We start from the raw sequence: 26,480 nt of genomic DNA on the forward strand, positions 1-26,480 counted from the left end.
AAGGGCCCGTCACCCGCCTTCCCCGAGGTCTCCTACCGCCGCTGATGGCCCCTGCCCGCCGGCAGTGACCACGCCGCCCTCGTAGGCGGCGATGACGAGCTGCGCCCGGTCGTGCGCGGCGAGCTTGGCCAGCAGGCTGCGGATATGGGTCTTGACCGTCACCGGCCCGATGCCGAGCCGCTCGGCGATCTGCGGGTTGGTCAGCCCTCGAGCCACCAACAAGAGCACCTCCCGCTCCCGGCCGGACAACTGGGTCGGCCCCGCCGCCAGCCGGGCCGAGATTCCGGTGGGCTCCCGCCGGGCGAACTCCCCGATCAGCCGCGTGGTGACCGACGGGGCCAGCAGCGCTTGCCCCTCCCCCACAATGCGCAGCGCCTCCAGCAGGTCGCCCGGCCGGGTGTCCTTCAGCAGGAATCCGCCGGCCCCGGCCCGCAACGCCCCGTAGACGTACTCGTCGAGATCGAACGTGGTCAGCATCACCAGCCGCGTCTCGGCGGTCACCGGGTCGGCCCGGATCAGCTCGGTGGCCTTGATCCCGTCGAGGCCGGGCATGCGGACGTCCATGAGCACCAGGTCGGGCCGGAGGCCGCGGGCCAGCTCCACCGCCCGCTCCCCCGTCCCGGCCTCGCCGACGGCCTTCAGGTCGGGGGCGGTGTCGATCAGCCCGCGCAGCGCGTGCAGCGCGACCGCCAAGGGCACGAACGCCTCCTCCCACCCGGCGAACGGCGCGAACACCGCCGCCACCAGAACCAGCGCGCAGACCAGCACCCGCCGCGGCCGGGGCAGGCCGGGGGCTCCGGCCGTCAGGCGGCGACCACGGGTCACCGGGTACGGCGAGGTGCCAGAGCAGCTGTTGAAACTTCGGTATCACCCTCATATCGACTTCGGTTCTTGATTCCCTGCGATCGGCAGGATTTCGACGTCGGTCGCGAGGAGGGCCACCCGGCGAGTGGTTTCATCCCGATTGGGGAGGGGCCGCGGGAGCACCGCTGGAAGGGTCGAGGGAGAGATTCCTCAACTCGGAAGGCGATCATGTTGATCCTCCGATCACCCAGGTCTTTGGTGCTGCCGATGGTGGCCGCGCTGGGACTCCTGCCGGCCACCGCCGCCATCGCAGACACGACAGCCGGTACGGCCGCCGCGGCGCCCGCGATCTCCTGGGGGGCGTGCACCGGACTGCCCGTGCCCACCACGGGCCTGGACTGCGGCAAGCTGACCGCGCCACTCGACTACGACAACCCGAGCGCCGGGACCATCGACGTCGCGATGATCAGAGCGAAGGCCACCGGCACCCGGATCGGCTCACTCGTGATGAACTTCGGCGGCGACGGCCGCGGCGTCATCAACCTGGCGGCGAACCACCAGAAGTACGCGGACCTGCGTAAACAGTACGACCTGGTCAGCTTCGACGCGCGCGGCGCGGGCGCTACCTCCCCGGTGACCTGCGGCCCTGGCGCCTCGATCGACCGCCTGTTCGCCGTCAACCCGGGCGTCAGGAACCCCGCCGACCGCAAGGCGTTCCTGCAGGCGACCGCCGACTTCGTCCACGCCTGCGAGAAGGAGTCGGGCAGGATCCTGCCGCATGCGGGCATGGGTGACACGGCCAGGGACATGGACCGGCTGCGCACGGCGCTGGGCGAGAACAAGCTCAACTACTACGGGGTGTCCCTCGGCAGCGTCCTCGGCGGCGTTTACGCCACCCTGCATCCCCAGCGGGTCGGCCGGATGGTGCTGGACGCCGGGCTCAACCCCCGGCAGTCGGTGCTCGAGGTGCAAACGCAGCTCACCCGCACCTTCCAGCTCTTCTACGAGAGGTTCCTGGCCGGGTGCGTCAAGAAGGGCTGTGACCTGGGCAAGGACACCAAGGAGGCCGACAGCGCCGTCGAGGGGCTGGTCGAGCGGCTCAAGCGCACGCCGCTCGAGGTCGGCGACCGCCGGCTCGGCGCCAGCCTGGCGATCGCCACCCTGCATGCGGCGAGCGGCGGCGACGCGTACTGGCAGGAGCTGGAAACCAGGCTCGCCAAGGCGATCAAGGGCGACGGTGGTCCCCTGCTGGAGCTCGCCGACTCGATGACCGGTCGCCAAGGCGACACCTACAGCCCCTTCGGGATCTTCGGCTCGGCCCCGTACGGCAGCGCGGTCTACTGCCGTGACCGCGAACGGCCCGCCGTACGGGACCTGCCCAGGATCGAGGCCGAGCTGACCCGCATCTCCCCGATCTTCGGTCAGCTCAGCCCGACGACCGCCTTCATGCTCTCCACCTGCGCGCAATGGCCGGTGCCCGTCGACCCCGAAGGCCGCACGGTCAGGCACACCGGCCCGGCCCCGATCGTGGTGATCAGCTCGAAGCAGGACACGGCCGCACCGACCAAGGAGGCCGCGAGCCTGAGCAGGCAGCTCACCAACGGCGTGCTGGTCACCTACGGAGGCGACCTGCACGGCGCCTACCCGGCCGGCGGTTCCTGCGTCACCCGTGTCGTCGAGGACTACATGGTGAACGGCAAGGTCCCTGCCAGGGGAACCTCCTGCCCCGCCACCTGATGGCAGTGCCATGACACGTTTCGTACCGGCACCCCTTCACGGTACGACGCGGCACCGACAACGGCCCAGGGGTCAGGGGTTCCGCTGTCGCCGCCGAAGGCGACCTCAGGTGTTGGCCCGCAAGAGCCAGACCCAGACCTCTTCGTCGTACACGCCGCAGATCAGCGTGAACTCTCTCGTCACGACCTGGTAGCGCTGATTCACACAGAGGACCTTGGTCGGCACGGGTGGAGCGGGCCCCTAAGGGTGATCTCGGAGATTCCCCTGGGCCTGGCTCGCGGCCGTTGCCGCCACACGAGCGGACCTGGGAGCCTGGCGGCATGGAAAGCGCGCTTCATCTCTACGCGCTCCTCCTTCTCGTCACCGTTCCCCCGATGATCCCGAACTCCGCTCTGCTGGCAGGCGCGGGCGCGCTCGCCGCCGCGGGAAGCCTCAATCTCCCGCTGCTGGCGACGATCATCCTGGCCGGGACGGTCCTAGGCGATCTGGCCGTCTACGGTGTGGGCAGGAAGTGGAGCGGACGTGCCACCACATGGCTGTCGCGCAGCCCGAGGCGCCGCTCGACGCTGGCGTGGACGACGAACCGCATCCAGCGGTACGGCGTGCCGTCCGTGATCGGCGTCCGCTTCGTCCCAGGAGGAAGGGGGATGGGCGCGATCACCGCAGGGATCGTCGACCTGCCGTTCCGCAGGTTCCTGCTCGCCGCCTGCCTCTCCGAGGTCATCTTCGTCGCGTGCACCATCGGGCTCGGCTACCTCGGCGGACGGCTCGTCCCGGGCGGCGGGCCCACGGCCCTGCTGATCGGACCGGCGGTGTCGCTCCTGGTCGCCGGGGTCACCCTGGTCGTCCAGCGGTGCCGCCGCCCGGCCTGACCAGCTCGCTCTTGGCAGTCGGCGCGCAGCCTGGCGTCAAGCTCGGTCTGGCAAGCCGCCCCAATCGCCGGAGTCCAGACTGTGCGGGTTGGCTGCGGTGCCTTCGGTACTCAGCAGCACGATGGTTGTGGTGTGCCCGACGGCCAGAGCGGCGCGGCGGCCGGCGCCGCCGCCGGTCAGCGCGGCACGGACGCCGGCCAGCGTGGCCGCGCCGCAGGGGCCGGACGATACGCCGAGGGCGGCAAGGTCGCGGGCCGCGCCGGCGCTGTCGGCGTCGGTGACGGCGACAGCGGCGTCCAGCCCGTCGCGCAGGTACGGCCAGGCCAAGCTGGAGAGGGCTCCGCAGTTCAGCCCGGCCATGATCGTGGTGCCGGTCGCCACAGTCACCGGCTCCTGCCGGGTGAGGCTGGCCAGGGCACAGGCCGCACTGTCGGGCTCCACCGCCAGCAGAGCCGTGGCGGGAACCACTGCCTGGCTGCGGTAGTGGGTGACAGCGGCCTGGGCGAGCGAGCCCACACCTACGGGAACGGAGACCAGACCGGGTGATCCGACGCCCGCGGCGTACAGCTGTGTGTCGACTTCGATGAACAGCGTGGAGTAACCCTCGACGATCCAGCCGGGGATCTGTTCGTAGCCAGGCCAGGCGGTGTCCTGGATGAGTAGGGAGCCGGGCTCACGGGAGGCGTCGGCCGCCTGGCGGACCGCGTCGTCGTAGGTCCCGGCGACAGAGGTGACCTCCGCGCCCTCGGCGGTGATGGCGGCCACGGCCGCCGGGTGCACGCCCTCGGGGACCAGGACATGGGCGCGGTGTCCGAGCAGGCGGGCCATGCGGGCCACGGCGCGGCCGTGGTTGCCGTCGGTAGCGGTGACGAGCCGCACCGGCCCGTCACTCGGCCGCCGAGACAACGCCCGGTGGATCGCCCACGACGCACCCAGGGCCTTGAAGGCGGGCAGCCCGAGACGGGAGGACTCGTCCTTGACGAACACCCGGCCGACGCCGAGCTCTTCGGCCAGGGCGGGAAGCTCGATCAGCGGGGTGGGCGCGTAGTCCGGAAGTCTGGTGTGGAATTCCCACACCTCGTCCGGGGCGGGCATGCAGCTCCAGGCCCGGGCCGCGGGTCGCGCGAACCACGTGGGCCTCGGCGGGACGGTGGAAGTGGTGGCAGAAGAGCTCGGATTCACGCCAGCACAGTGCCGCCCACCCATATCGTTGGTCCAGCGAATGTTTTCGAGCAATATTCATTAGAAAAACCAACGAATGTTTGATCTGCACCGGCTTCGCCTCCTGCGCGAGCTCAAGCACCGCGGAACGCTCGCCGCGGTCGCCGCCGCTCTCTCCTACAGCCCCTCTTCGGTCTCCCAGCAGCTTTCGTTGCTGGAGGTGGAGGTCGGCGTTCCCCTCCTCGAGCGCGTGGGCAGGCGGGTGCGCTTGACGCCGCAGGCCGAGATCCTCGTCACCCACACCGAAGCCATACTGGAACGACTCGAACAGGCCGAAGCCGACGTCGCCAACTCCATGATCGACCTCACCGGCACCCTGCGCGTCGCCTCTTTCCAGACCGCGGCGCTGGCCCTGGTCCCAGACGCACTGACGTTCATCCGCGACACCCATCCCCACCTGCGCGTCCATGTCACCCAGATGGAGCCGAAAGAGGCGCTGCCGGCCCTGCTCGCCCACGATTTCGATCTGGTCATCGCCGAGGAGTACCCGGGCCACCCCAATCCGCGGCACCCAGAGCTGGAGCGGGAGGACCTGTGCGACGATCCCCTGCGCCTGGCCCAGCCGAAAGGTGTCGATGTGGCCGAGCCGCAGGAGGCGCTGCGCGCGCTGGCCGATCACCCATGGGTCATGGAGCCCGAAGATACGGTCGCCCGCCATTGGGCGATGACCCTGTGCCGCGACGCGGGTTTCGAACCCGATGTGCGCTTCGAATCCACGGACCTGCTTTTTCACCTGCGGCTGGTGGAACAAGGGCACGCCGCCGCGCTGCTCCCGGACCTCGTATGGCGAGGTCTCCGGCCCAGCGTCGCTCTGCGGTCACTTCCTCCCGGCCGGCAAGCACGCCGGCTGTTCACCGCCGTACGCAGGGGTGGCACCCGGCACCTCGCCGTCCGGGCATGTCGGCAGGCGCTCCTGGAGGCGGTCACCCGCCGCGGCGACTTCACCGACTCATCTTCGCGGGCTTGAGTGCCACCGGGATCGGCGGGAAGGTCTACAACGCCCCGCTGCGCACGCTCGCGCTCAGCCCGCCGCCGCACTTCAGCCGCTCCGCGACTGCCGAAGGCATGCCAGGGCGACACCGACGTCACCGCCAGGCCGTGCTCAACGCGCTCGCCGGAACCCTGCACGTGGGCATCCCCTACCCGCCCCCCGGACGGCAACGTCATGCCGGTCCAGGAGACCACACCGGCCCGGCAACCGGTTTCCCATCAGGAGAAGCCCACTTAAGGTCAAACATAAAGTTCATTGACTTTTAAGCGGCTGCCTGGCTAGGGTCGCGCCATGCTGAGGAAGATGCTCATCGTGGCCGCAGTCGCCACGGTCGCCGGGACGACCGCCTGTGGGGCGTCGTCAACGGCGTCCGGTGGTCAGACACTGCGCGTCGGGATCACCGACAGCCCGATCGACTCGCTGAACCCGTTCGTCGCACAGTACGTGCTGCCGCTCTCGGTGATGCGCAACGTCTACCCCTACCTCGTCGGCTACAAGGGCGAGCATGTGGGCCCGGACTTCGCGAGCTCGTGGGAGACCTCGAAGGACGGGACGACGATGACCTTCCACCTTCACCCGGGTGCCAAGTGGAGCGACGGGCAGCCGCTCACCTCGGCGGACGCCGTATGGACGATCCAGACGACGCTGAAGTTCGCCAAGTCGTCCACCGCCGGCCTGGCGTTCCTGCTCAACGGCGTGACGTCGGCGAGCGCGCCCGACGACCACACGCTGGTGATCAAGCTGGCGGCGCCGCTGAGCACCGCCATCGCCCAGTTCGCGATGCTGCCCATCCTTCCCCAGCACGTCTATGCGTCCGCCGCGGCCGGTGACGGCTCCGGGCTGCGGCGCTTCGCGAACAGCGCACCCGTGGTGTCCGGCGGTCCGTTCGCCCTCTCCGAATACCGCAAGGACGAGTTCCTCCTGCTGAAGCGCAACGCGAACTACTACGGGCAGCGGCCGAAGGTCGACGCCGTCGGTATCCGCCTCTACAGTTCGGGCGACGCTATGGTCTCCGCGCTGCGCAACAACGAGATCGACCAGGCCAAGGTCGTCCCGGCGACCGTCGTGGACAAGCTCAAAGGCGACGGCAAACTGCGCGTGAGCAAGGTGCCGAGCGCCGACGTCTTCGTGCTCGGGTTCAACTCCAACAGTGCCAAGCCGGAGCACCGCGAACTGCTCGACCCGCGTGTGCGCAAGGCGATCGCGTCGGCGATCAACCGGCCGCAGCTCACCGCCACCGCGACCGTGGGCACCGGGACCGTCATCGACACCCTGCTGCCCCCGAGTATCGGCGGCGGCTGGACCGCGACCGGCGTCAAGCTGCCGGCCTTCGATGCCGACGGGGCCAACCGTCAGCTCGACGCGCTCGGCTTCAAGCGCGGCGCCGACGGCGTGCGGATCGCCAGCGGACACCCGATGAGCTACAAGGTGCGCTTCGTCGCGGGTGAGAGGGAGCGCCAGTTCGAGAGCATCAGGAACGACCTCGGCCGCATCGGTGTCAAGCTCGAGGCCGCTCCGTCGGATGCCAGCTCGTTCGTCTCCGCCGTCCACGGGCCGAACGACAAGTACCTCGACACCGATCTCTTCCTCAACAACTGGATGTCCCTCTACGACCCGACGCTGCAGCTCAGCGTCCTCAGCTGCGGCCAGCTCGGCAACCTCAACGACGCGGGCTACTGCAACAAGACCTACGACGGTCTGCTCCAGCGGCAGGCCACCGAACTCGACCCCGCGAAGCGCAAGGCGATCGTGGACCAGATGCAGCAGATCCTCAACGACGACCTGCCGTGGATCCCGCTCTACGCGAGGGCGATCCTCGACGCGCACGCCTCCACGTGGGACGGCTTCGTGACCAGCCCGTACACGACCGACTTCCTCTCGACCAACGCGTTCGCCGGCGTGCAGCGCTCCGGCTGAGTCGATGAACCGCGGCCTCGACCTCGTCCTCCGCCGGACTGCGGTGGCGCTGATCACGATCTTCTGCGCGATCAGCCTCAACTTCCTGCTCTTCCGCGTCGTCCCCGGCGACGCGGTGAGCAACCTCGCCCGTGTGCCGAACTCGACCGTGGCCCAGCAACAGGCGCTGCGCCACGAATTCGGCCTCGACCGGTCGATCGGCGTGCAATACGTGGCATACCTCCGCGAGCTCGCGCACGGCAACCTCGGGCGGTCGTTCGCCAACGGCCAGCCCGTCTCCAAGAACCTGGGCGAGGCCCTCGGCAACACACTGCCGATGGTCCTGCTCGGCACGGTGGTGGCGATCCTCGCCGGCATCGCGACCGGTGTGCTGGGCGCAGTACGGCGGGGAACCCGGACGGACCGGGCCTTGACCGTCTCGTCGCTGACCGTCTACGCCCTTCCGGCGCAGTGGGTCGGGCTGCTGCTGCTCTTCCTCCTCGGCGGTGTCTTCCCTTCAGGCGGCCGCGTCGACGAGTTCCTGATCGAGCCGAGCCCGTGGCAGCACACGGTCGACGTGCTCTGGCACATGACGCTCCCCTCACTCGTGGTGGGCCTCACCCTCTTCGGTCAGTACGCGCTGCTCACGCGCACCGCGATGCTGGAGACCCTCGCCGAGGACTACGTGCTGACCGCGCGCGCCAAGGGCCTGTCGACGCTACGCATCGTGCGCCACCATGCGCTGCGCAACGCGATGCTGCCGATCTCGACGCTGATCGCGCTCTCGCTCGGCTCCGTCGTCGGCGGTGTCGTGCTGATCGAGACGGTCTTCTCGTGGCCGGGCATCGGCCGCGCCATCTACAGCGCGGTGACCTCGCGCGACTACCCGATGTTGCAGGGTGCGTTCCTGGTCCTCACGGTCGTCGTGGTCGTCTGCAACTACGTCTCCGATCTCATATATCTGCGACTCGACCCCAGGATCACCGTATGAGCCAGTTCCGGTTCCTCCGCCAGCCCGCGATCGCCGTCGCGGCCGGGGTCCTCGCGCTGACACTGCTGGTCGCGCTGTTCGCGCCGCTGCTGGCGACCAGCGAGGCCGGCCGCCGTGTCGGTCCGGTCTTCGGCAGCCCCTCCTCCGCTCATCCCCTCGGGCTCGACGACGCGGGCCAGGACGTGCTCTCACTGCTGTTGCGCGGTGCGCGTACGGTCTTGATCGTCGGTGCGGCGGCCAGCCTCGTCGCGGTTCTGATCGGCTGTGCCGTCGGGGTTCTCGCGGGTTATGCGGGGGGCTGGGTGGACAGCGTCCTCATGCGCATCACGGACTACTTCCTCGTCGTCCCGGCTCTGCCGTTCATGATCGTCGTTGCTGCGATCTGGGGACCAAGCCTGAGCCACATCATCCTGGTCATCGGGCTGCTGTCGTGGACGCAGATGGCGCGGCTCACACGTGCCCAGACGATGTCGCTGCGCGAGCGCGGCTACATCCTGCGCGCCCGCGGCCTGGGCAGCAGCCATCTGCGGATCGTCACCCGCCACCTGCTGCCGCACCTCACACCGCTCGTCGTCGCGAACGCCGCGCTGACGGTGGCCACCGCGATCTTCGCCGAGGCCGCGCTGGCGTTCCTCGGCCTCGGCGATCCGACGAGCGTCTCCTGGGGCCGCATGATCGAGCACGCCTTCAGCCGGTCGGCCCTCAGCGCCGGTGCCTGGTGGGCCTTCGTCCCCCCGGGACTGTGCATCGCCGCCGTGGTCGTGGCCTGCAGCGTCATCGGCCAGGGCGTCGCAGAGATCGCCAACCCCCAGCTCCAGCACGACCACCTGCCCCCGAGGCGGGTACGGCTGCGCGCGACGGCGGCGGGTGGCGGCGAGGACGACAGTGGCGGGTCTGATTCCGGTCGGCGACTTCGCAGGCGTACGGCCGCGACCGTGATGGAGGAGTCATGAACGGACCGGTGCTGGAGGTTCGTGATCTCAATGTGTGGTTCGACGGGCCCGGCGGCCGGGATGTCCATGCCGTACGCGGTGTGAGCTTCGACGTGCGGCCTGGGGACCGGCTGGCGCTGGTCGGAGAGTCGGGCTGCGGCAAGACCACGACCGTGCTCGGTGTGCTCGGGCTGCTGGGGGCCACCGCGTCGGTCTCGGGTTCGGTCCGTGTGGACGGGCAGGAGGTGCTGACCGGCGGCGATGCCGCGATGGCGCCCTATCGCTGGGGTGACCTCTCGATCGTCTTCCAGGGGGCGCTGAACGCGCTCAATCCCGTACGGACCGTGGGCAGCCAGATCGCCGAGGTCCTGCCGCGCGACGGGCGGGTATCGCGACGGGCGGCACTGCGGCGGGCCGGTGAGCTCCTCGAGCGGGTCGGGATGGCGGCCCGCAATGTGGCCTTCTATCCGCATGAGCTGTCGGGTGGGATGCGCCAGCGTGCGTGCATCGCGATGGCACTCGCGGGCGAGCCGCGCGTGCTGTTCGCCGACGAGCCGACGACAGCGCTGGACGTCGTCGTGCAGGCGCAGATCCTCGAGCTGCTCGACCGGCTGGCGGACGAGCTGGGGCTGGCCATCGTGCTCATCAGCCACGACCTCGGGCTCGTCGGCCAGCTCTGTGACCGGGCGATGGTGATGTACGCCGGCCGCGCGGTCGAGGAGGGGCCGACCGAGGGGCTCTACACCGCCCCCCGCCACCCCTACACGCGACTCCTCTACGAGGCGACGCCCGTACTCGGCGCCGACCGTCCGCTGCGCTCCATCGGCGGCAGTCCACCCGCCCTCGACGTCCCCCTCGCGGGCTGCGCCTTCCGCGGCCGCTGCCCCGACGCCGAGGACCGCTGCTCCCTCGCGGAGCCCGCACTCACCCCCGTCGCTCCGGCCCACCGGGCCGCCTGCCATCTGACCGGCAGAACCCCATGACCCACCAGCCCTTGGCCGGAAACCCTCGCGGCTCGGCCACCCGCCACCTGATCAGGAAGCCATGAGTCATCTTCTCGACGTCGAGGACCTGGTCCTCCACCACCGTGTTCCGCGTACGATCGCCGATCGGGTGGCTCGGCGGCCGGCCCGCGTGGTCCGAGCGGTCGACGGCGTGTCACTGCATGTCGATCGGGGCGAGCTCGTCGCTCTGGTCGGCGAGTCAGGCTCGGGCAAGTCGTCGACCGCCCAGAGCATCCTCGGCCTGGTGACGCCCTCACACGGGACCGTACGCATCGACGGCTCCGCGATCGAGGGCCTCGGGGCTCGCGCGATGCGGCCGTGGCGGCGGCGGATGCAGATGGTCCTTCAGGACCCCTACGGCTCACTGGACCCACGTTGCACGGTCGCGTCGATCGTCGAGGAGCCGCTGCTGATCCACCGCCTCGGCGGCTCGGCGGAGCAGCGGCGCGCCAAGGCCGTGGACGCACTCGAACGCGCGGGTTTGCGGCCTGCCGAGACTTTCCTGCCGCGGCGCCCGCGCGAGCTGTCGGGCGGGCAGCGCCAGCGTGTGGCGATCGCCGCCGGCCTCGTGCTCGGCCCGAGCCTCCTGATCGCCGACGAGCCCGCCTCGATGCTCGACGTCTCCGTACGCGCGGGAGTCCTCGGGCTGCTGCGCGAGCTGTGCGACAGTGGCGAGACCGGCATCCTCCTGATCACGCACGACCTCGCCACCGTCGCGCACTATGCCGACCGGCTGGCCGTCATGTACCTCGGGCGGATCGTCGAGGAGGGTCCGACCCGTACGGTCCTCGAAGCGCCGGCGCACCCGTACACCCGTGCGCTCATGTCGTCGGTGCTGCACCCGGACCCGCGTGAGCGGGGAGGTCGCGTGGTGCTCGGCGGCGATGTTCCCGACCCGGGTGCGCGGCCGGACGGCTGCGCGTTCCATCCCCGCTGCCCGCTGGCCGACGACGGCTGCCATACGACCGATCCCGCGCTCGGCCCGGTGGATCAGCGCCCCGCCGGACACAGCGCGGCCTGCCTGCGACCGCTACCGGCCGGCCATACGACCACAGCGCCGGCCGGCCGGACCACGACCCCGGATCTCGCCGGCAGGGCCGAGACCCCGGATCCGGTGCTGTGGCCGGACCGGCGGAATCACATGCCGGGAGGTACGGCCGGGACGTTGCCGCCCGCCGATCCGGGTGCGGTCCCGGACCCGTTGCCCGGCGGTACGGTGATGCCGTGACCATCCCCGAAGAGCCCACGCCGGCGGTGCTGTTCCGTCCGATCAGCGGCACACGAGCGTTCGAGGAAGTCGTCGGACAGATCACCTACGCGATCCGCGCGGGCTACTACGCACCGGGCGACAAGCTCCCGACCGTCGCGGAGCTCGCCGAGCTCCTGCGCGTCAGCCGGCCCACCGTCGGCGACGCGGTGCACGTGCTGGCGCGTGCCGGGGTCGTGGAAGTACGCCGGGGTGCCACGGGCGGGATCGTGGTGCGCTCGGGGAACGTGCCCGCCGCGCTGGTCGGCTTCGACGTCGAACTGCGCGCCCGCGAGATGATCGAGCTGGTGGAGGCGCGCAGGCCAGTGGAGATGGAGCTCGCGCGGCTCGCCGCCATGCGCGCGACCGAGAAGGACTTCGAGCAGATGGCCGAGGCGACAGCGATGCTGCACGCCGCGCAGGAGCGCGACGACGTCATGCATGCCGAGAACCTCTTCCACTACCTGATCGGCAGGGCCGCCCGCAGCGACATGCTCGCGCGCTACCAGCACGAGATCCTGGAGGCCAAGGCCGTACTCGTGAACTCGTGGACCGTGCAGATGGACCCGGTGCCGCTGGCCACCGTCCACGAGGAGACGCTCGCCGCACTCCGCACGCGCGACCCCGAGGTCGTCCGGGCGGCGATGGACAACCATCTCCACGACCTGGAGGACACCGTGGAGCGAATGCGGCGCGGGCGCGACCGCGATGCCCGGCGGTCCGCGAAGGCGAAGAAGCAGACCTAACATCAAAGTCTTTTATCTTTGATGTTTAGCCGGTAGGGTCGTTGTCATGCGGAACCTCCTGCCCTCGGAAGACCTGAACGCGGAGATCCTCACCGAGGTGGCCCGGCATACCGAGCGCACCATCGAGATACGCCGTCACCTGCATGCCAACCCCGAACTGGGCTTCGAAGAGCACGCCACGAGCGCGTACGTCGCGGACCACTGCTCGGCGCTGGGACTCGACGTCCGGCGTGGTGTCGGCGGCACCGGGGTGATCGCCGACCTCGACTCAGGACGGCCCGGCCGTACGGTGCTGGTCCGTGCCGACATGGACGCCCTGCCGATCTCGGAGGTGGACGACGGGCGGCCGTACCGCTCGACCGTGCCCGGTGTCATGCACGCCTGCGGGCACGACGGCCACACCGCGATCGCACTGAGTGTCGCGCACGTCCTGCACACGCTCGGCGACCACTGGAGCGGGCGCGTCCGCATGTGCTTCCAGCCGGCCGAGGAACTCGACGACGGTGCTCGCCGGATGATCCGCGACGGGGCCATGGAGGGCATCGACCGCGCCGTCGGCCTGCACCTGGCCTCGCTCATGCCGACGGGCCGGCTCGGCCTCGGCCCGGGGTTGCTGCTCGCGAGCCTCGACACCTTCCACATCACGATCACGGGTACCGGCGGGCACGCGGGCGCCCCGGACGGTGCCATCGACCCGGTGCCGATCACCGCCGAAGTGATCCTCGCACTGCGCGATCTCGGAAGGCGGGCCCGCGCGGACGGATCCGTCGTCACCGTCGCCCAGGTCAACGGCGGTGCTGCCCCGAACATCATCCCCGCCGAGGTCGCGCTCGCGGGCACGATCCGCACACTCAACGCCGAAGAACGCGTCGCGCTCCGCGAGATGGTCGAGCAGACCGCCCGTGACGTCGCCGAGCTCCATGGGGCGACCTCCACGTTCTCGCGCGGCGTCGGCTGCCCGCCCCTGACCAACGACCCGGTCGTCACCTCGCTGGTCCGGGACGCGTTCGCCGGAGCATTCGGACCAGACCGGGTCCTCGACGTCGAGCCGACGACCGGCTCGGACGACATGGCCCTCTACCTGGACAAGGTCCCCGGCTGCTACTACGCCGTCGGCGCGGGCTTCCCCGACGCCGTCCCGCACCACCACCCGGCCTTCGACATCGACGAGCGCTCCCTGGCGGTCGGAGTCGAGTCCCTCATCCGGGCGACGCTCGCACTGCTCGCCTGACCCGTCAATGATGAACCGGAGAGAGATGTTGCTGTCGATACCCCCTGCGCGTACGCGCACACGGCGGCTGGCCACGACCGCGCTTACCGCGCTCGCCACGTTCGCCACGTTCGCCGTCGGCACCGGCACCGCCGCCGCGGGCGCGGTCTCCACACCGGCGGCGCCCCCGCGGCTGCTGGAGCCGCTGAAGCCCTGCACCTACGACGGCGCGCCGGCGGGCGCCCGCTGCGGCACCGTCGAGGTCCCGCTCGACCGCGCGGAGCCGCGCCGGGGCACCACGCGCGTCGGGTTCGCGTTCCTCCCTCGGCGCGACCAGTCGCAGCCGTCGCTCGGCACGGTCGTGCCGAACCCCGGCGGCCCCGGCGCCCCGGCGTCGCGCTTCGTGAACTACGCCGGCCTGCTGGCGCCGCTGCTCGACCGCCGCGACCTGCTCCTCGTCGACCCGCGCGGCATCGGGCTGTCGCAGCAGATCACGTGCAAGTCGATGACCGATCCGCTCGCCGGCTTCTCGCACCCCAAGCTCGTCGCCGCGATCGGCGCCTGCGGGCGGGAGCTGGGCTCGGAGGCCGGGCTCTACGGCTCGGCCGCGGTCGCCGACGACATCGACGCGGTCCGCCAGGTCCTCGGCCTCGATCGCCTCGACCTTTGGGGCGACTCCTACGGCACGTACCTGATGACGGTCTACGCGGCGCGCCACTCCGAGCACGTCCAATCGGTCGTGCTCAGCGGCTCCTACCCGATCGCGTTCGACACCTTCGGGCGCGACCGGCTCGACGCCGGGCTGCGGGCGATTCACCTGATCTGCACGCGCACGCGCTCATGCGACGGCGACGCCGTCATGCGCGACCTCGAGCGGGTCGCCGCGCGGCTGCGCAGCCACCCTGTCCGCTTCACCGTCGCGACCGGTTCGCGTACCTATCAGGCGACGCTCGACGAGGCCGCGCTCGCATCGGTCGTCTACGCGCGCGGCGAGCGGTCGCTGTCGGCGGCGCTGCCGTCCGCGCTCGCGAACGCCGCGGCCGGCGACCTCGACCCGCTGAAGCGCCTCGCCTCGCTCGTGATGCTCGACGTCGCCGGGCTGACGCAGAATCCGGCCTTCAGCGCGCCCGCCTTCGCGGCCGTCATGTGCCACGACTACCCGCGCGCGTTCCGCTACCAGGACCCGCCGGCCGTGCGCCGCGCCGACTACCGGCGGGCGCTGTCGGCGCTCGGCCCGGCGGCCTTCGGGCCGTTCTCGGCGGCGGGATGGACGGCGGCCGGATTCGAGGGCGCCGACCTCTGCATCGACTGGCCGAACGATCCGACCGCAGGCGCCCCGGTCGCCACCGGCCGGCTGCTGCCGGACGTGCCGGTGCTCGTCCTCTCCGGCGACCTCGACGCGAACACGCCGACCGGCGCCGGTCGCGAGACCGCGGCGCAGTTCCCACACGCGATCTTCGCGGAGGTCGCGAACGCCGGCCACACGCCGTCAGGAGATCCGTGCGCCCTCCCGCTCGCGATCGGCTTCGTGAAGACGCTGTCCGCCGATCCGGGGGCATGCCTGCGCACCGGGACGCCGCCGCCGGTGCCCGGCCGCGCCGCGGTCTCGGCGGAGCAGCTCTCGCCGGCGCGCGCGGCCGCGACGCCCGCGGTCCGCCGCGCGCTCGGGCTCGTCGGCGCGACCGCCGAGGACCTCGTGCAGCAGAACGGAGTGGTCCGCGCATGGGGCGCCGCCGACGGCCTGCGCGGCGGACGTTACGCCGCCGACACGGCGACACCCGGCGCGATCACGCTGACGGCGGTGCGCGTGGTGCGCGACGCGAGCGTCTCCGGGACGCTGGCGCCCGGCGCCGGTCAGCAGCTCACCGGCACGCTGCGGCTCTCCGGGCCCGGCGTGGCACCGGGCCGGCTGCAGGTGCGGATCGCGCTGGGCACCGGAGCCGGCCACGCCACCGGCACACTCAGCGGACACGCGGTCGACCTTGACTTCCAGCTCGAAGGCGGGCGATGAGCGTCGGCAGCCGCCCGTTCAGCTCGGCGATCTGCTCCCGAACCTCCTCGATCGCTGACGGACCGCGGCCTTCCACCGCATCCGACGTCGACACAAGGTCCGGCTGAAAGCCGCCCTGCTCGGCCGATCGAGGGGTGGGCAGACCAGCAAGGTTGACCTCGCCGCCGACCGCAAGTGCCGGCCGTTGGCGTTCGTCCTGACTGCGGGGCAGGCTGCGGACAGTCCGCAGTTCATCCCCGTGCTGGAGAAGATACGGGTGCGGGGTCCTGTCGGCCGTCCTCGCACCCGGCCCGGCGCGGTTACCGGGGACAAGGCCTACTCGTCCCGCGGTAACCGCGCCTACCTGCGGAAACAGCGCATTCAGGCTGTCATCCCGGAGAAGAGGGCTCAGGCGCCGATATCCCCAGAGGGGGTTCTCCCGGACCAGACGCAGGATGAGGGCACGGATGGAGCGGACGGCGGGCGGGCGCCCGGGTTGACATTATCGGCAGGCGCAATGTCGGCGGCGAGCACCAGGACACCCGGGACGACGCACACCGGGAGGGGTCAGTGCCAGGTGGTGCACCGCCGCGGTCCAGGTTCGTCGATCGCCGCAGCAGTGGCGGCGCGACCTCGCAGGGTTGACGCGACGTATGCTCGACCTCGGTAGGGTGTGTATCGAGATCGAAAGGGATCGGAATGGGCAGGCGCGCAGTCGGTGGGTCGGATCCGCGGGTGATCTCGAGCGACCTGCGCGCGCAACTGGTGGAACGAGCCGGGGTGATGTTCCGGCTCAACGGATTCGCCGGGACCAGCGTCGACGCGATATGCGCCGAGCTCGGCGTCTCGGGGCCGGCGCTCTATTATCACTTCGGGTCGAAGGCCGATCTGCTGTTCGAGTGCTTACGTATGCCCATGGTGGACCAGATCGCCCGCTGCCAGCAGGCCACTCTCGCCGAACCGCCCGAGAGACAGTTGCCGAAGTTCGTCGAAACCCACGTTCAATGCGTGCTCGCTCAGCCTTATGTTCGCGAGCTTCGCGGAAACTCCGCGGTCAGCATGGGAGTTCTGGTCGAGTCGCTTCCCCCGCCGCAGCGACGCGAGGTCCGGTCCCTGATGCACCAGCACGTGACGGATCTCAAACAAATCATCACGTCCGGGATGGCCAAAGGCGTGTTCCGGATCGTCGATCCGACGGCGGTATCGTTCGCCATCCTCGGGATGGCCGACAATGTGATGTGGGTTCAGCCCGATGGCCCCCTGACGAAGGATTCGGTCGCGCGGATGTACGGCGACCTGGCGCTCGCGATGGTGGCGAGCGCCAAAGGCTGACTCCGTCAGCGTATGCCCTGCCGCCTCACGACGACGGAAGCCATGCGTCCAGGTCGAGTGGCGCGACCAACCGTGAGGGCAGTTCATCGTCGAACTTCTCCAGCGTCCAACGGCCGCGGCTCCACAGTTCGTGGACGATCGTGGGCAGCGAGGAGATGATCAGATGTTCGCCTGTGATGTGGAAAACCTGGCCGTTCGCCCGGCACCGATGATCGGCGAGCCAGGCGACGAGCGGGGAGACATTCGCCGGGTCCATCTGATCGAAGCCTGAAGCGGCGTCATCAGGTGCGGTCCGCACCCCGTCCGGCTCCGTGATCCTTGTCCGTCCGCCCGGGGAAACGACATTCGATCGAACGCCGTACTGCTGGGCTTCCAGGGCGACAACTCGTGAGAGCGCGAGCACACCCAATTTCGCGGTGGCGTAGTTGGCCTGCCCGAAACTGCCGGCGAGCCCGGCCACGGAGCTCGTCATGACGACGGAGGCGTCGGCCGGGTTCCCGGCCTTGGCCCGTTGCCGCCAGTAGGCCACCGCGTGTCGGGTCGGTGCGGCGTGTCCTTTGAGGTGAACGCGGATCACGTCGTCCCAGTCGGCTTCGGTCATATTGGCGAGTGACCGGTCGCGGATGATCCCGGCATTGTTGACCAGAATGTCGAGGTCACCGAAGGACTCGACGGCCATCTGAATCAGATCGGCCGCTTGAGACCAGTCCGATATGTCATGGCCACTGGCCACGGCTTGTCCGCCGAGGTCTCGAATCCGCTGGGCGACCTCCTGTGCCGGTGTCGGATCCGCTCCGGCGCCGTGTACGTCTCCGCCGAGGTCGTTCACGACGACGTTCGCCCCCTGTCCGGCGAGTTCTAACGCGTGCGCGCGGCCGAGACCCCGCCCGGCACCGGTCACGATCGCGGTTCGCCCCTTGAGACGTGTCATCGCGGAATCCGCCCTTCGTTGTTCTAGCGGCGTTGCTTAACGATCGTTAAGACGCTGCATGATGGCGTACCTAGCACAGCTCGGTCAAGAGCTGACAACCCACCTGGTAGATCGCGTTCACCTGCTATTCGAGGTCCATTGACTTCTAACGATCGTTAAGGTTCACTTCCTGGGGAGATCGCATGAGAGGCATGTCTATGTCGGTGAAATCCCCACTTCGACTGGCTGCTGCGGCCGCTGTCGTCACTCTGGCCGGCGCGGCCTGTTCGGGCGAGTCGACAAGCAACGCAACGAAGGGCGGTGGATCCGAGCTCGCGGCGCCCGGCGGCACCGTCACCTACCGAATGGCAGGCGCACCCGATTCGCTCGATCCATTCAAGACCGTGACCGGCGCGACCACCCCGATCACCTACGCGACGTACGACACGCTGGTGCAGTACAACCCGAGGACCAAGGCCTACATCGGCGTGGTCGCCAAGTCCTGGGAGGTCACTCCCTCGTCGATCAAGTTCCAACTGCGGTCCGACGTCAAATGCCGAGACGGCTCCGCATTCACTCCTACCGACATCGCCGCGTCTCTCAAGGCCTACATGGACCCCAAGACCGGCTCCCCCTACGCGACGCGCTGGCTGGGGAAGGCACCTTTGACCTTCACCGCAGACGACGCCGGCTCCACCCTGACCATCACCGCGGCCGAGCCGTTCGGCTCGCTGCTCGCCGGTCTCAAGATGGTGCCACTGGTGTGCCCGGCCGGGCTCAAGGACAGAGCGAGGCTGGCATCGGGCGCGGAGGGCTCAGGTCCCTATGAGCTCGCGGACAGCAAGCCGGGACTCTCCTACACGCTCAAGTTGCGGGACGACTACACCTGGGGACCCAGCGGAATGACGTCGGGAGCGCCAGGCGTGCCGGAGACCATCATCCTGAAAGTCATCAACAGTGACGCCACCGCGGCGAACGAGCTGCTCGCCGGCACCATCGACGTCTCCGGGCTCGGCGGTGTCGACGCACAGCGTGTCGAGAGCAACAAGTCCATCGCCAAGACCGTCGTCGCCACCCAGGGACAGTGGTCCGTGGTCGGTAACATGGAGGCCGGTCACGTGACGGCGGACCCGGAGGTGCGACACGCACTGTTCCAGGCGATCGACCGGAGGGCCCTGCTTCTCGCCTACCTCGGTCCCACGGCGTCCGACATCGAGCTGGGGACGAGCGTCCTGCCGCCGAACATGCCGGGGTACGACGAAAGCACCAAGGAGCTCGTGCCCGAGTTCTCGCCGGAGGCGGCGAAGGCCACGCTGTCGGCAGCCGGATGGACCGAGTCGGGCGGGCATTGGACCAAGGATGGCAAGGTCCTGCAGGTGCGCGTCATCGGTGGCGCCGGGTGGGGGAACGCGAACGAATATCTCGCCTCGCAGTTCAAGAACATCGGTGTCGATGTCAAGCTCTCCGTCACCGACGAAAACGGGTGGCTCGCCGACCTGTCGAGCGGAAACTACGACATCACGATCTTTCCGATCGACGGCTCCGTCGAGGCGCCGACAGCCCTGATGTCGTTCTACGTCGGCGCGCTCCCGCCGACCGGCACGAACTTCATTCGCAACGGCGACGCCGAACTGACCGCGATCGTCGACCAGGCGGCGGCCTCGGTCGGGGCCGAGGCGGACAAGCTCTGGGCAACCGTCCAGACGAAGCTGCTCCGCAACTACGACCTGCTGCCATGGCAGGTGCCGGTCACGCCCATCTACACGTCCCCGAAAGTCACTCTGCAGATCAACGGCCTGCCGAGCACTCTCGCGATCCGCCGTACCAAGGGCTGACCGGAGATGAAGGCAACTGGGCAACGGACATCGTTTGGAGCGGCCCGTGGCTGAAGAGGCAGCCGTCGTCTCCCGCCCGACTCAGCAACTGTCGAGTCGGGCGGGGTGGAGCGACATCAAGGCGCGTCACCCGTGGCTGGTTTTCCTGCTCTCCCGCGTCGCACGGCTCGTTGTCGTATGCGCGCTGCTGCTCGTCGGCACTTTCTTGATGGTTCGGCTGATGCCCGGCGACCCGGCTCGGCGGATCCTGGGCCTGCAGGCCACGCCGGAAGCCGTTGAGCTCACCCGGCACCGCCTCGGGCTGGACAGGCCGCAGTTCGAGCAGTTGTGGTCGTACTGCTGGAACGCCCTGCACCTGGACTTCGGCGAGTCGTTCAGCCAGGGAGTGCCGGTACGGGAACTGATCGCCGAGCGCTTCCCGAAGACGGTGGAGCTCGCGGCGGCGGCCACGATGGTGCTGCTCATCGTGGGCTTCGGGGTCGGCACCCTCATGGCCGTTCTCACCCGCGACGGGCGACGACCCAGACTGGACGCCACGTACGGCACCAGCATGGGTGCGCTCAGCGCTGTCCCCGACTTCGTGCTGGCCGCACTGTTCGCAGTGGTCTTCGGTCTCTACCTCAAATGGTTTCCGGTCGCGGGGGACAACGGTCTGTCGAGCTTGACGTTACCCACGTTGGCGGTGGCCATCCCAGGCATCGGGTTCCTGTCGCGAGTAGTGCGCGCCGAGGCCCTCGACGTCCTCTCGCAGAACTATGTCCGAACCGCACGAGCGAAGCGGCTGACCGGTCGGCGGATCTACATCCGGCACGTGATGCCGAACGCCGCCTACGGTGGCGTGACCCTCGCCGGCGTCTCCTTCGCCTCGCTCGTGGGTGGCACGGTCGTCGTCGAGCAGGTCTTCAACTGGCCGGGCATGGGGTCCGCGCTGACCAGCGCGGTCGTGAACCGTGACTACCCGGTCGTGCAGGCGGGGGTGCTGCTCCTCGGTGCCACCGTCGTGATCGTGAACACCCTCGTCGACGTCCTGCTCGCGATCGTCGACCCCGGCGCGTTGCGGGAGAACTGATGCGCAACAAATACCTGCACGCCCTTTTCCGGACACCCAGCGGAGCGGTCGGATCGCTGACTCTCCTCCTGATCATCGCCCTTGCCGTCGTCGGGCCGCTTCTGTGGCACGACGCGGCGCAGGCAGAGAATGTGACCAACCTCAATCTCGGAGTGTCCCGAGATCATCTGTTCGGGACCGACGGGTTGGGCCGTGACGTCTTCGCGCGCACCATGGTCGCCACACGCCTGTCGCTGCTCCTGGCCGTCGGCGCGGCGGTGGTGGGAGCGATCCTCGGCTATGTCGTCGGAATCGTGATCGCCGTTCTGCCCGCCCAGCTTCGACGCGTGTGTCTGGCCGCGGTCGACGTCTCGTTGAGCTTCCCGGTGATTCTTCTCGCGATCGTCTTCGTCGCGATGTTCGGAGGCGGCACGACGAGCACCATCGTGGCAATCGGCATCGCCTTCGCGCCGCCGCTCGCGCGGCTGTCGAGCAATCTGGCGCTTGCCGAATCACGCAAGGAATACTTCCGGATCGCGCGAACCCTCGGTGTGCCGACCCGAACCCTCCTCCCCCGCTACCTTCTCGCGAACATCGCCGAACCGCTGTTGTTGACGTTCTTCTACGCCATCGGCTCAGCGCTCGTCGCCGTGTCCGCGCTCTCCTTTCTGGGCATCGGCGTCCAACCGCCCAGCTACGACTGGGGAGTCCTGCTCGTCAACGGCTTCACGCTGCTGTACGTGCAGCCGGCCGCGGCCCTGGGTCCGGCAGCCATGATCGTCGTTACCGGTATCGGCCTGGCTCTCGTCGGCGAGGCGTCGGCCCGGGCCGCCAACCCCAGACTCGCAGGGGCGCGACGCCGCACGGCAGGCGACGACGCACAGAACGCGCAGGCAGCCGCCGAACCGACACCCGATGACCCAACGTCCGACGACCTGGTACTCGACGTCCGGGACCTCCGCGTCGCGTTCGACACCCCCGCCGGTGAAGTGGTGCCCGTACGCGGCATCGACCTGCGGATACGTAAGGGAGAGGTGCTCGGCCTGGTCGGCGAATCCGGATCCGGGAAGAGCATGACCGCCCTGGCCATCGCCGGCCTGGCGCCGGCCAACGCGCGGGTCACCACGGAACGTTGCCGCTTCCTCGGACATGCCGGGACTCCCGCGGGTCTCAGGTCGCGGCGGATCGGGCAGCGACTCGCCATGGTCTTCCAGGACCCGGCGACGTCGTTGAACCCGGCCATGCGGCTCGGCACGCAGATGACCGAGGCGGTTCGCGCCGGCGGCGTCGGCCGCCGCGAAGCCGTCGAACGCGCGGTCGAGCGGCTCACAGACGTCCGTATACCGGCGCCCGCGAGCCGGCTTCGCGACTTCGCCAACCAACTGTCCGGCGGTCAACGGCAGAGAGTCATGATCGCGATGGGCCTGATGACCGAACCGGCGCTGATCGTCGCCGACGAACCCACCACAGCGCTCGACGTCACCGTACAGGCGCAGGTACTCAGTGTGCTTCGCGACGTCAACGTTCGAAGCGGAGCCTCGGTCCTGCTCATCAGCCACGACATGTCGGTGATCGCCCAGATGTGTTCCAAGGTCGCCGTCATGTACGCCGGAGCCATCGTCGAGTACGGCGACACAGCCGACGTCGTACACCGGCCGCAACACCCTTACACCCGGGCGCTGCTCGCGTCGGTCATCACGCTTGACCACTCCGCGGAAAGCGAGGCGCCGGCCGAACCCGGTGGCGTCGCACCGTCGGCCGACGGCCGGAACAGGCCGGGCGGGTGCAGCTACCTGGCCCGCTGCCCCATCGCCTCCGAGCGCTGCGCGGACGAGATTCCGCCGCTCATGCAGGGCGCGGCCGGCGAGGTCGCCTGCTGGAATATGGCCGACAAGGAGCAGCTGGTATGACAGCACTGGAAGTAACCGACCTGCGTGTTCAGTACGGCCGGGGAGCGCGCGCCGTCCGCGCGGTCGACGGAGTCAGCCTCGCGGTCCCATCCGGTGGCACCCTCGGACTCGTCGGCGAGTCCGGAAGCGGCAAGTCGACGGTCGCCCGCGCGCTCGTCGGGCTCGCCCACGGCAGCTTTCAGCGCCTGGTCGTCGCCGACGCCGAGTTCAGTAGCTGGTCACGCCCGGCGGAAGCCCGGGTTCGCCGTCACGTCCAGTTCATCACCCAGGACCCGTCGTCGGCCTTCAACCCGCGATCCACCATCGGCGCCTCCATCGCCGAAGTGCTCGCCTCGCCGGTAAGGGAATCGGCGAGCGGGACGGCGCGCACCCCGGCCGAGCTGCTCGAACTCGTCGCCCTCGACACCGGCGTGGCCCGGCGCTACCCGCACGAACTGTCGGGTGGGCAACTACAGCGCGCGTCCATCGCGCGCGCCCTCGCCGCCAGGCCGAGCGTCCTGATCGCGGACGAGATCACGTCCGCACTCGACGTCGGAGTCCAGGCCGGCATCCTCCGCCTCCTCGGTGATCTGCAGAAGGAGCTGGCGCTCTCGATCGTCTTCATCTCACACAATCTCGCGGTGACTCGACACATCAGTGACCAGGTCGCCGTCATGTATCTCGGCAGAATCGTGGAGGCGGGCGACTCGGAGGAAGTCCTCGTACAGTCGCGACACCCCTACACACGCGCGCTCGTCGACTCCGTGCCTCGCCTCAAAGTCGGCGCGCCGTTGCGACTTCCGATTCAGTCCGAGCCCCCTGACCCACGGCGCCCGCCCGCCGGGTGCCGCTTCCATCCCCGCTGTCCGGTCGGGCCGCAGACGAACCCGGAGCGGACAGACTGCATCGAGCACGACCCCGGAACGATCGCGACGTCCGCGAGCGATGCCGCGTGTCACTACGCGTCCCAGGCGACCCGAACGATCGCGGCGCAGGACACCACCGTACCCGGGTGAGCCCAGACCGGCCGACGCCAGGAAGACGGCGAATCCGGGCACGCCGCACCCATGGAAACACGAAGGGACACAATGACAGGGCTCAAAGCACGCCCGGCCTATATCGCGGGCGTCGCCGAAACGCCGCTCGGCAAGGTGCTCGACCAGACCGAGCTATCGATGGTCGCGCTGGCCGCCAAAGAGGCGCTCGGAGAGGCCGGAATGACCATCGCGGACGTGGACGGCCTGTTCGTCAACTACATGGGCGAGGAGGGCACGGTCCAGGTCGGCGAGTATCTCGGAATCGAGCCGCGGGTCGCCGACTCCAGCGATCTGGGCGGAGCCGCCTTCGAGGCGTTCGTCCATCACGCCATGCTGGCGGTCTCAGCGGGACAGTGCGAGGTCGCGCTGATCGCGTACGCGTCGCGGCAGAGAAGCCGGCGCAACCGCCGCCCTCCCGCGGCCGACGCGGCCTCGCTCACCGCACAGTTCGAGCACCCCTACGGGCTGCCCGCTCCCATCGGGCACTATGCGCTCATCGCGGCCCGCCATATGGCCCAATACGGCACCACATCAGAGCAGCTCGCACAGGTCGCCGTAGCGGCGCGCAAGTGGGCGGCGCTGAACCCGAAGGCGTGGATCAGAACGCCGTTGACCGTCTCCGACGTGCTCGAATCTCCACTACTGTCCGACCCGTTGCACACCCTGGACTGCTGTCTTGTGACCGACGGCGGAGGGGCCGTCGTCGTCACGACACCGGAACGGGCGCGCGATGCCGCCAAACCCGCGGTGCGTGTCCTCGGAGTCGGACAGAGCCATACCCACTGGCACATCGACCAGATGCCCGATCTCACCGTCAGCGCCGGCGTGAAGTCGGGTGAGGCCGCGTTCCGGATGGCCGGGATCGTCCCCGCGGACGTCGACGTCCTCCAACCGTACGACTCGTTCACCATCACCGTCATCAAGGCGCTGGAGGACCTCGGGTTCTGCGAGCGAGGCGAGGGCGGTCCATTCGTCGAGAACGGCCGGCTCGAACCAGGCGGTGACCTTCCGGCGATGACCACCGGAGGCGGCCTGTCGTACAACCACCCAGGCGCGCTCGGCGTTCTTCTTCTCGTGGAGGCGGTGCGTCAGTTGCGCGGCGAGGCGAACGACCGCCAAGTCGCCGACGCCGAGATCGCCGTGGCGCACGGTGTCGGCGGGTTCCTGTCCACTTCTTCGACGGTGGTGCTCGGTCGTGACTGATCTCTACTACGGTGATCCGCTGTCCCGGGCGTTCTGGGACGGGGCGCGCAACGGAGTCCTCGTCCTGCAGCGATGCGCCGACTGCGGCCGGTGGCAACACTATCCGCGCCCGCTGTGCCTCGGTTGCGAGTCGACCTCGCTGGAGTCCGTTCCGGCGAGCGGATCGGGGACCATCTACTCCTGCACGACGGTGAGGATCTCCGCGAGGCCCGACCTGGAGCCGCCCTACATCGCAGCCATCGTTGAACTGGATGAAGGACCAAGAATGCTGACAAACGTTGCCGGAGACACCGCACGAATCGGCGATCGGGTACGAATCGGCTGGCGCCACCGCACCGACGCGCCGCCGCTGCCGATCTTCACGGTTGACGCCGATGCGTGAGCCGACCCCGATGACCTCAGGACCTCTCGCCGGAACCGTCGTCGTGGAACTCGCCGGCATCGGTCCCGGACCGTTCGCGACCATGCTGCTGGCCGACCTCGGCGCCGACGTCATCCGCGTCGACCGCATCGTGCCCGGCGGCCCGCAGCTCCAGCAGGGATACCGCAAGGACGTCGTCAATCGGGGCAAGCGTTCAATCGCGGTGGACCTCAAGAACCCTGACGGCCGCGGCCTCGTCCTGGACCTGATCGAACGCGCGGACGTGCTCGTCGAGGGGTACCGGCCCGGTGTGGCCGAGCGGCTGGGTCTCGGGCCCGAGGACTGCGCCGCCCGCAACCCCCGGCTGGTCTACTCGCGGATGACCGGGTGGGGTCAGGAAGGCCCGTTGTCGCAGGTGGCCGGCCATGACATCGGCTACCTGGCTCTCACCGGAGCGCTGTGGGCGATCGGGCGCGCCGACGAGGCGCCGGTGGCCCCTCTCAATCTGGTCGCCGACTACGCCGGTGGTTCGCTCTTCCTCGTCATGGGCACCCTCGCGGCGCTCGTCGAGGCACGAGCCAGTGGGGTCGGCCAGGTCGTCGACGCGGCGATGGTCGACGGTGTCAGCGTCCTCACGATGATGATCACTGCGCTGTCCGAGATGGGCCTATGGGACCCGACGCGCCGGGGGGCGAACGCGTTCGACTCGGCCGCTCCCTACTACGACGTCTACGAGTGCGCCGACGGCAAGTGGGTCGCCGTAGGCCCACTGGAGCCGCACTTCTTCGCGGAGATGGTGCGGATCACCGGCTTCCGCGAGGGCGACGACGACCGCTTCGTCCAGCCGTCACCGGCCGAGTGGCCGGCCCACAAACACGAGTGGGCGGCACTGTGGCGCACCCGCACCCGGGACGAGTGGGCCTCCCTGCTCGGTGGCACCGACGCCTGCGTGCAGCCGGTCCTCGACTGGCAGGAGCGCACGCGGCACCCTCATCTCGTCGCGCGCGGCACCTACGTCGAGCTGGACGGCATCGTGCAGCCGGCGCCCGCCCCGCGGCTGTCGCGCACGCCCCTGTCGGTGTCGGGACCCCCCTCCTACCCCGGGGAGCACACACGCGAGATCGCCAAGGAACTCGGACTGACCGACGACCAGATCGACGCGCTCGTCACCGCCGGCGTGGTGAGCGCCGGATGAAGAATGCACGAGTGGTGCGGGACGCGACCC

General features: G+C 69.5%; 22 protein-coding genes and 1 pseudogene. 20 read left to right on the plus strand and 3 right to left on the minus strand.

All coding sequences use genetic code 11. The features are described 5' to 3' along the window. Positions 1-9: 9 nt before the first annotated feature. Complete coding sequence (locus AWQ68_RS38230) at positions 10-825, minus strand: response regulator (RefSeq protein ID WP_306306866.1); 816 nt, start codon at positions 823-825, stop codon at positions 10-12. A 207-nt stretch (positions 826-1,032) separates the two neighbouring features. On the opposite strand from AWQ68_RS38230, the gene AWQ68_RS38235 reads away from it, so the two are divergent. Together AWQ68_RS38235 and AWQ68_RS38240 are read left to right on the plus strand one after the other, a co-directional pair. Further along, positions 1,033-2,541: an alpha/beta hydrolase gene (locus AWQ68_RS38235; protein WP_066950998.1), complete on the plus strand. Its 1,509-nt coding sequence runs from the start codon at positions 1,033-1,035 to the stop codon at positions 2,539-2,541. 320 nt (positions 2,542-2,861) lie between these two features. Then, on the plus strand, positions 2,862-3,413 hold the full coding sequence (locus tag AWQ68_RS38240; RefSeq protein ID WP_066951001.1) for a DedA family protein: 552 nt from the start codon (positions 2,862-2,864) through the stop codon (positions 3,411-3,413). A 36-nt stretch (positions 3,414-3,449) separates the two neighbouring features. On the opposite strand, the gene AWQ68_RS38245 is transcribed toward AWQ68_RS38240, so the two are convergent. Further along, the gene (locus AWQ68_RS38245) at positions 3,450-4,508 is read right to left on the minus strand and encodes a pyridoxal-phosphate dependent enzyme (RefSeq protein ID WP_245656527.1); all 1,059 of its coding nucleotides are present in this window, start codon (positions 4,506-4,508) and stop codon (positions 3,450-3,452) included. 163 nt (positions 4,509-4,671) lie between these two features. Here AWQ68_RS38245 and AWQ68_RS38250 point away from each other — a divergent pair, with 163 nt between their 5' ends. From AWQ68_RS38250 to AWQ68_RS38295, 11 genes and pseudogenes are all read left to right on the plus strand, one after another. Beyond that, entirely contained in the window at positions 4,672-5,601 is a 930-nt protein-coding gene (locus AWQ68_RS38250; protein ID WP_066951006.1) for a LysR family transcriptional regulator, read from the plus strand. 315 nt (positions 5,602-5,916) lie between these two features. Next, the gene (locus AWQ68_RS38255) at positions 5,917-7,542 is read left to right on the plus strand and encodes an ABC transporter substrate-binding protein (RefSeq protein WP_066951009.1); all 1,626 of its coding nucleotides are present in this window, start codon (positions 5,917-5,919) and stop codon (positions 7,540-7,542) included. Positions 7,543-7,546: 4 nt separating this feature from the next. Next, positions 7,547-8,512 carry an ABC transporter permease gene (locus AWQ68_RS38260; RefSeq protein ID WP_066951012.1) on the plus strand — a complete coding sequence of 322 codons (966 nt, stop codon included), beginning with the start codon at positions 7,547-7,549 and terminating at the stop codon, positions 8,510-8,512. Next, on the plus strand, positions 8,509-9,465 hold the full coding sequence (locus tag AWQ68_RS38265) for an ABC transporter permease (RefSeq protein ID WP_066951014.1): 957 nt from the start codon (positions 8,509-8,511) through the stop codon (positions 9,463-9,465). Before AWQ68_RS38260 ends, AWQ68_RS38265 begins: the two co-directional genes overlap by 4 nt. Next, positions 9,462-10,427: an ABC transporter ATP-binding protein gene (locus tag AWQ68_RS38270; protein ID WP_066951017.1), complete on the plus strand. Its 966-nt coding sequence runs from the start codon at positions 9,462-9,464 to the stop codon at positions 10,425-10,427. Before AWQ68_RS38265 ends, AWQ68_RS38270 begins: the two co-directional genes overlap by 4 nt. A 61-nt stretch (positions 10,428-10,488) precedes the next feature. Next, entirely contained in the window at positions 10,489-11,676 is a 1,188-nt protein-coding gene (locus AWQ68_RS38275) for an ABC transporter ATP-binding protein (RefSeq protein WP_066951020.1), read from the plus strand. After that, on the plus strand, positions 11,673-12,440 hold the full coding sequence (locus AWQ68_RS38280; RefSeq protein ID WP_066951023.1) for a FadR/GntR family transcriptional regulator: 768 nt from the start codon (positions 11,673-11,675) through the stop codon (positions 12,438-12,440). The genes AWQ68_RS38275 and AWQ68_RS38280 overlap by 4 nt, the downstream gene beginning before the upstream one ends. Positions 12,441-12,486: 46 nt before the next feature. Continuing rightward, positions 12,487-13,671 (plus strand): M20 metallopeptidase family protein, encoded by a 1,185-nt coding sequence (locus AWQ68_RS38285; protein ID WP_084464870.1) that lies wholly within the window; start codon positions 12,487-12,489, stop codon positions 13,669-13,671. Between the two features lie 25 nt (positions 13,672-13,696). Beyond that, entirely contained in the window at positions 13,697-15,661 is a 1,965-nt protein-coding gene (locus tag AWQ68_RS38290) for an alpha/beta hydrolase (RefSeq protein ID WP_066951026.1), read from the plus strand. Between the two features lie 79 nt (positions 15,662-15,740). After that, a pseudogene (locus AWQ68_RS41770) lies at positions 15,741-16,127 on the plus strand (transposase); the annotation flags it as partial. A gap of 248 nt (positions 16,128-16,375) precedes the next feature. Continuing rightward, on the plus strand, positions 16,376-16,972 hold the full coding sequence (locus AWQ68_RS38295) for a TetR/AcrR family transcriptional regulator (RefSeq protein WP_061259804.1): 597 nt from the start codon (positions 16,376-16,378) through the stop codon (positions 16,970-16,972). A 25-nt stretch (positions 16,973-16,997) separates the two neighbouring features. Here AWQ68_RS38295 and AWQ68_RS38300 read toward each other — a convergent pair whose 3' ends face one another. After that, complete coding sequence (locus AWQ68_RS38300; protein ID WP_084464872.1) at positions 16,998-17,903, minus strand: SDR family NAD(P)-dependent oxidoreductase; 906 nt, start codon at positions 17,901-17,903, stop codon at positions 16,998-17,000. 383 nt (positions 17,904-18,286) lie between these two features. On the opposite strand from AWQ68_RS38300, the gene AWQ68_RS38305 reads away from it, so the two are divergent. The 7 genes from AWQ68_RS38305 (at position 18,287) to AWQ68_RS38335 (ending at position 26,450) form a co-directional block, all read left to right on the plus strand. Continuing rightward, positions 18,287-19,717 (plus strand): ABC transporter substrate-binding protein, encoded by a 1,431-nt coding sequence (locus AWQ68_RS38305; protein ID WP_169809067.1) that lies wholly within the window; start codon positions 18,287-18,289, stop codon positions 19,715-19,717. A 46-nt stretch (positions 19,718-19,763) separates the two neighbouring features. Further along, the gene (locus AWQ68_RS38310) at positions 19,764-20,786 is read left to right on the plus strand and encodes an ABC transporter permease (RefSeq protein ID WP_157546424.1); all 1,023 of its coding nucleotides are present in this window, start codon (positions 19,764-19,766) and stop codon (positions 20,784-20,786) included. After that, positions 20,786-22,675, plus strand: coding sequence for a dipeptide/oligopeptide/nickel ABC transporter permease/ATP-binding protein (locus AWQ68_RS38315; protein WP_066951034.1), 1,890 nt, complete (start codon positions 20,786-20,788; stop codon positions 22,673-22,675). The genes AWQ68_RS38310 and AWQ68_RS38315 overlap by 1 nt, the downstream gene beginning before the upstream one ends. Continuing rightward, on the plus strand, positions 22,672-23,670 hold the full coding sequence (locus tag AWQ68_RS38320; RefSeq protein ID WP_066951037.1) for an ABC transporter ATP-binding protein: 999 nt from the start codon (positions 22,672-22,674) through the stop codon (positions 23,668-23,670). The genes AWQ68_RS38315 and AWQ68_RS38320 overlap by 4 nt, the downstream gene beginning before the upstream one ends. Before the next feature lie 72 nt (positions 23,671-23,742). Next, entirely contained in the window at positions 23,743-24,894 is a 1,152-nt protein-coding gene (locus tag AWQ68_RS38325; protein WP_066951039.1) for an acetyl-CoA acetyltransferase, read from the plus strand. Beyond that, positions 24,887-25,276, plus strand: coding sequence for a Zn-ribbon domain-containing OB-fold protein (locus AWQ68_RS38330; protein ID WP_066951042.1), 390 nt, complete (start codon positions 24,887-24,889; stop codon positions 25,274-25,276). Before AWQ68_RS38325 ends, AWQ68_RS38330 begins: the two co-directional genes overlap by 8 nt. Then, complete coding sequence (locus AWQ68_RS38335) at positions 25,269-26,450, plus strand: CaiB/BaiF CoA transferase family protein (RefSeq protein WP_066951043.1); 1,182 nt, start codon at positions 25,269-25,271, stop codon at positions 26,448-26,450. Before AWQ68_RS38330 ends, AWQ68_RS38335 begins: the two co-directional genes overlap by 8 nt. Positions 26,451-26,480: the final 30 nt, after the last annotated feature.

This window comes from Microtetraspora fusca, assembly GCF_001570365.1.
GTDB classification, from domain to species: domain Bacteria; phylum Actinomycetota; class Actinomycetes; order Streptosporangiales; family Streptosporangiaceae; genus Microtetraspora; species Microtetraspora fusca.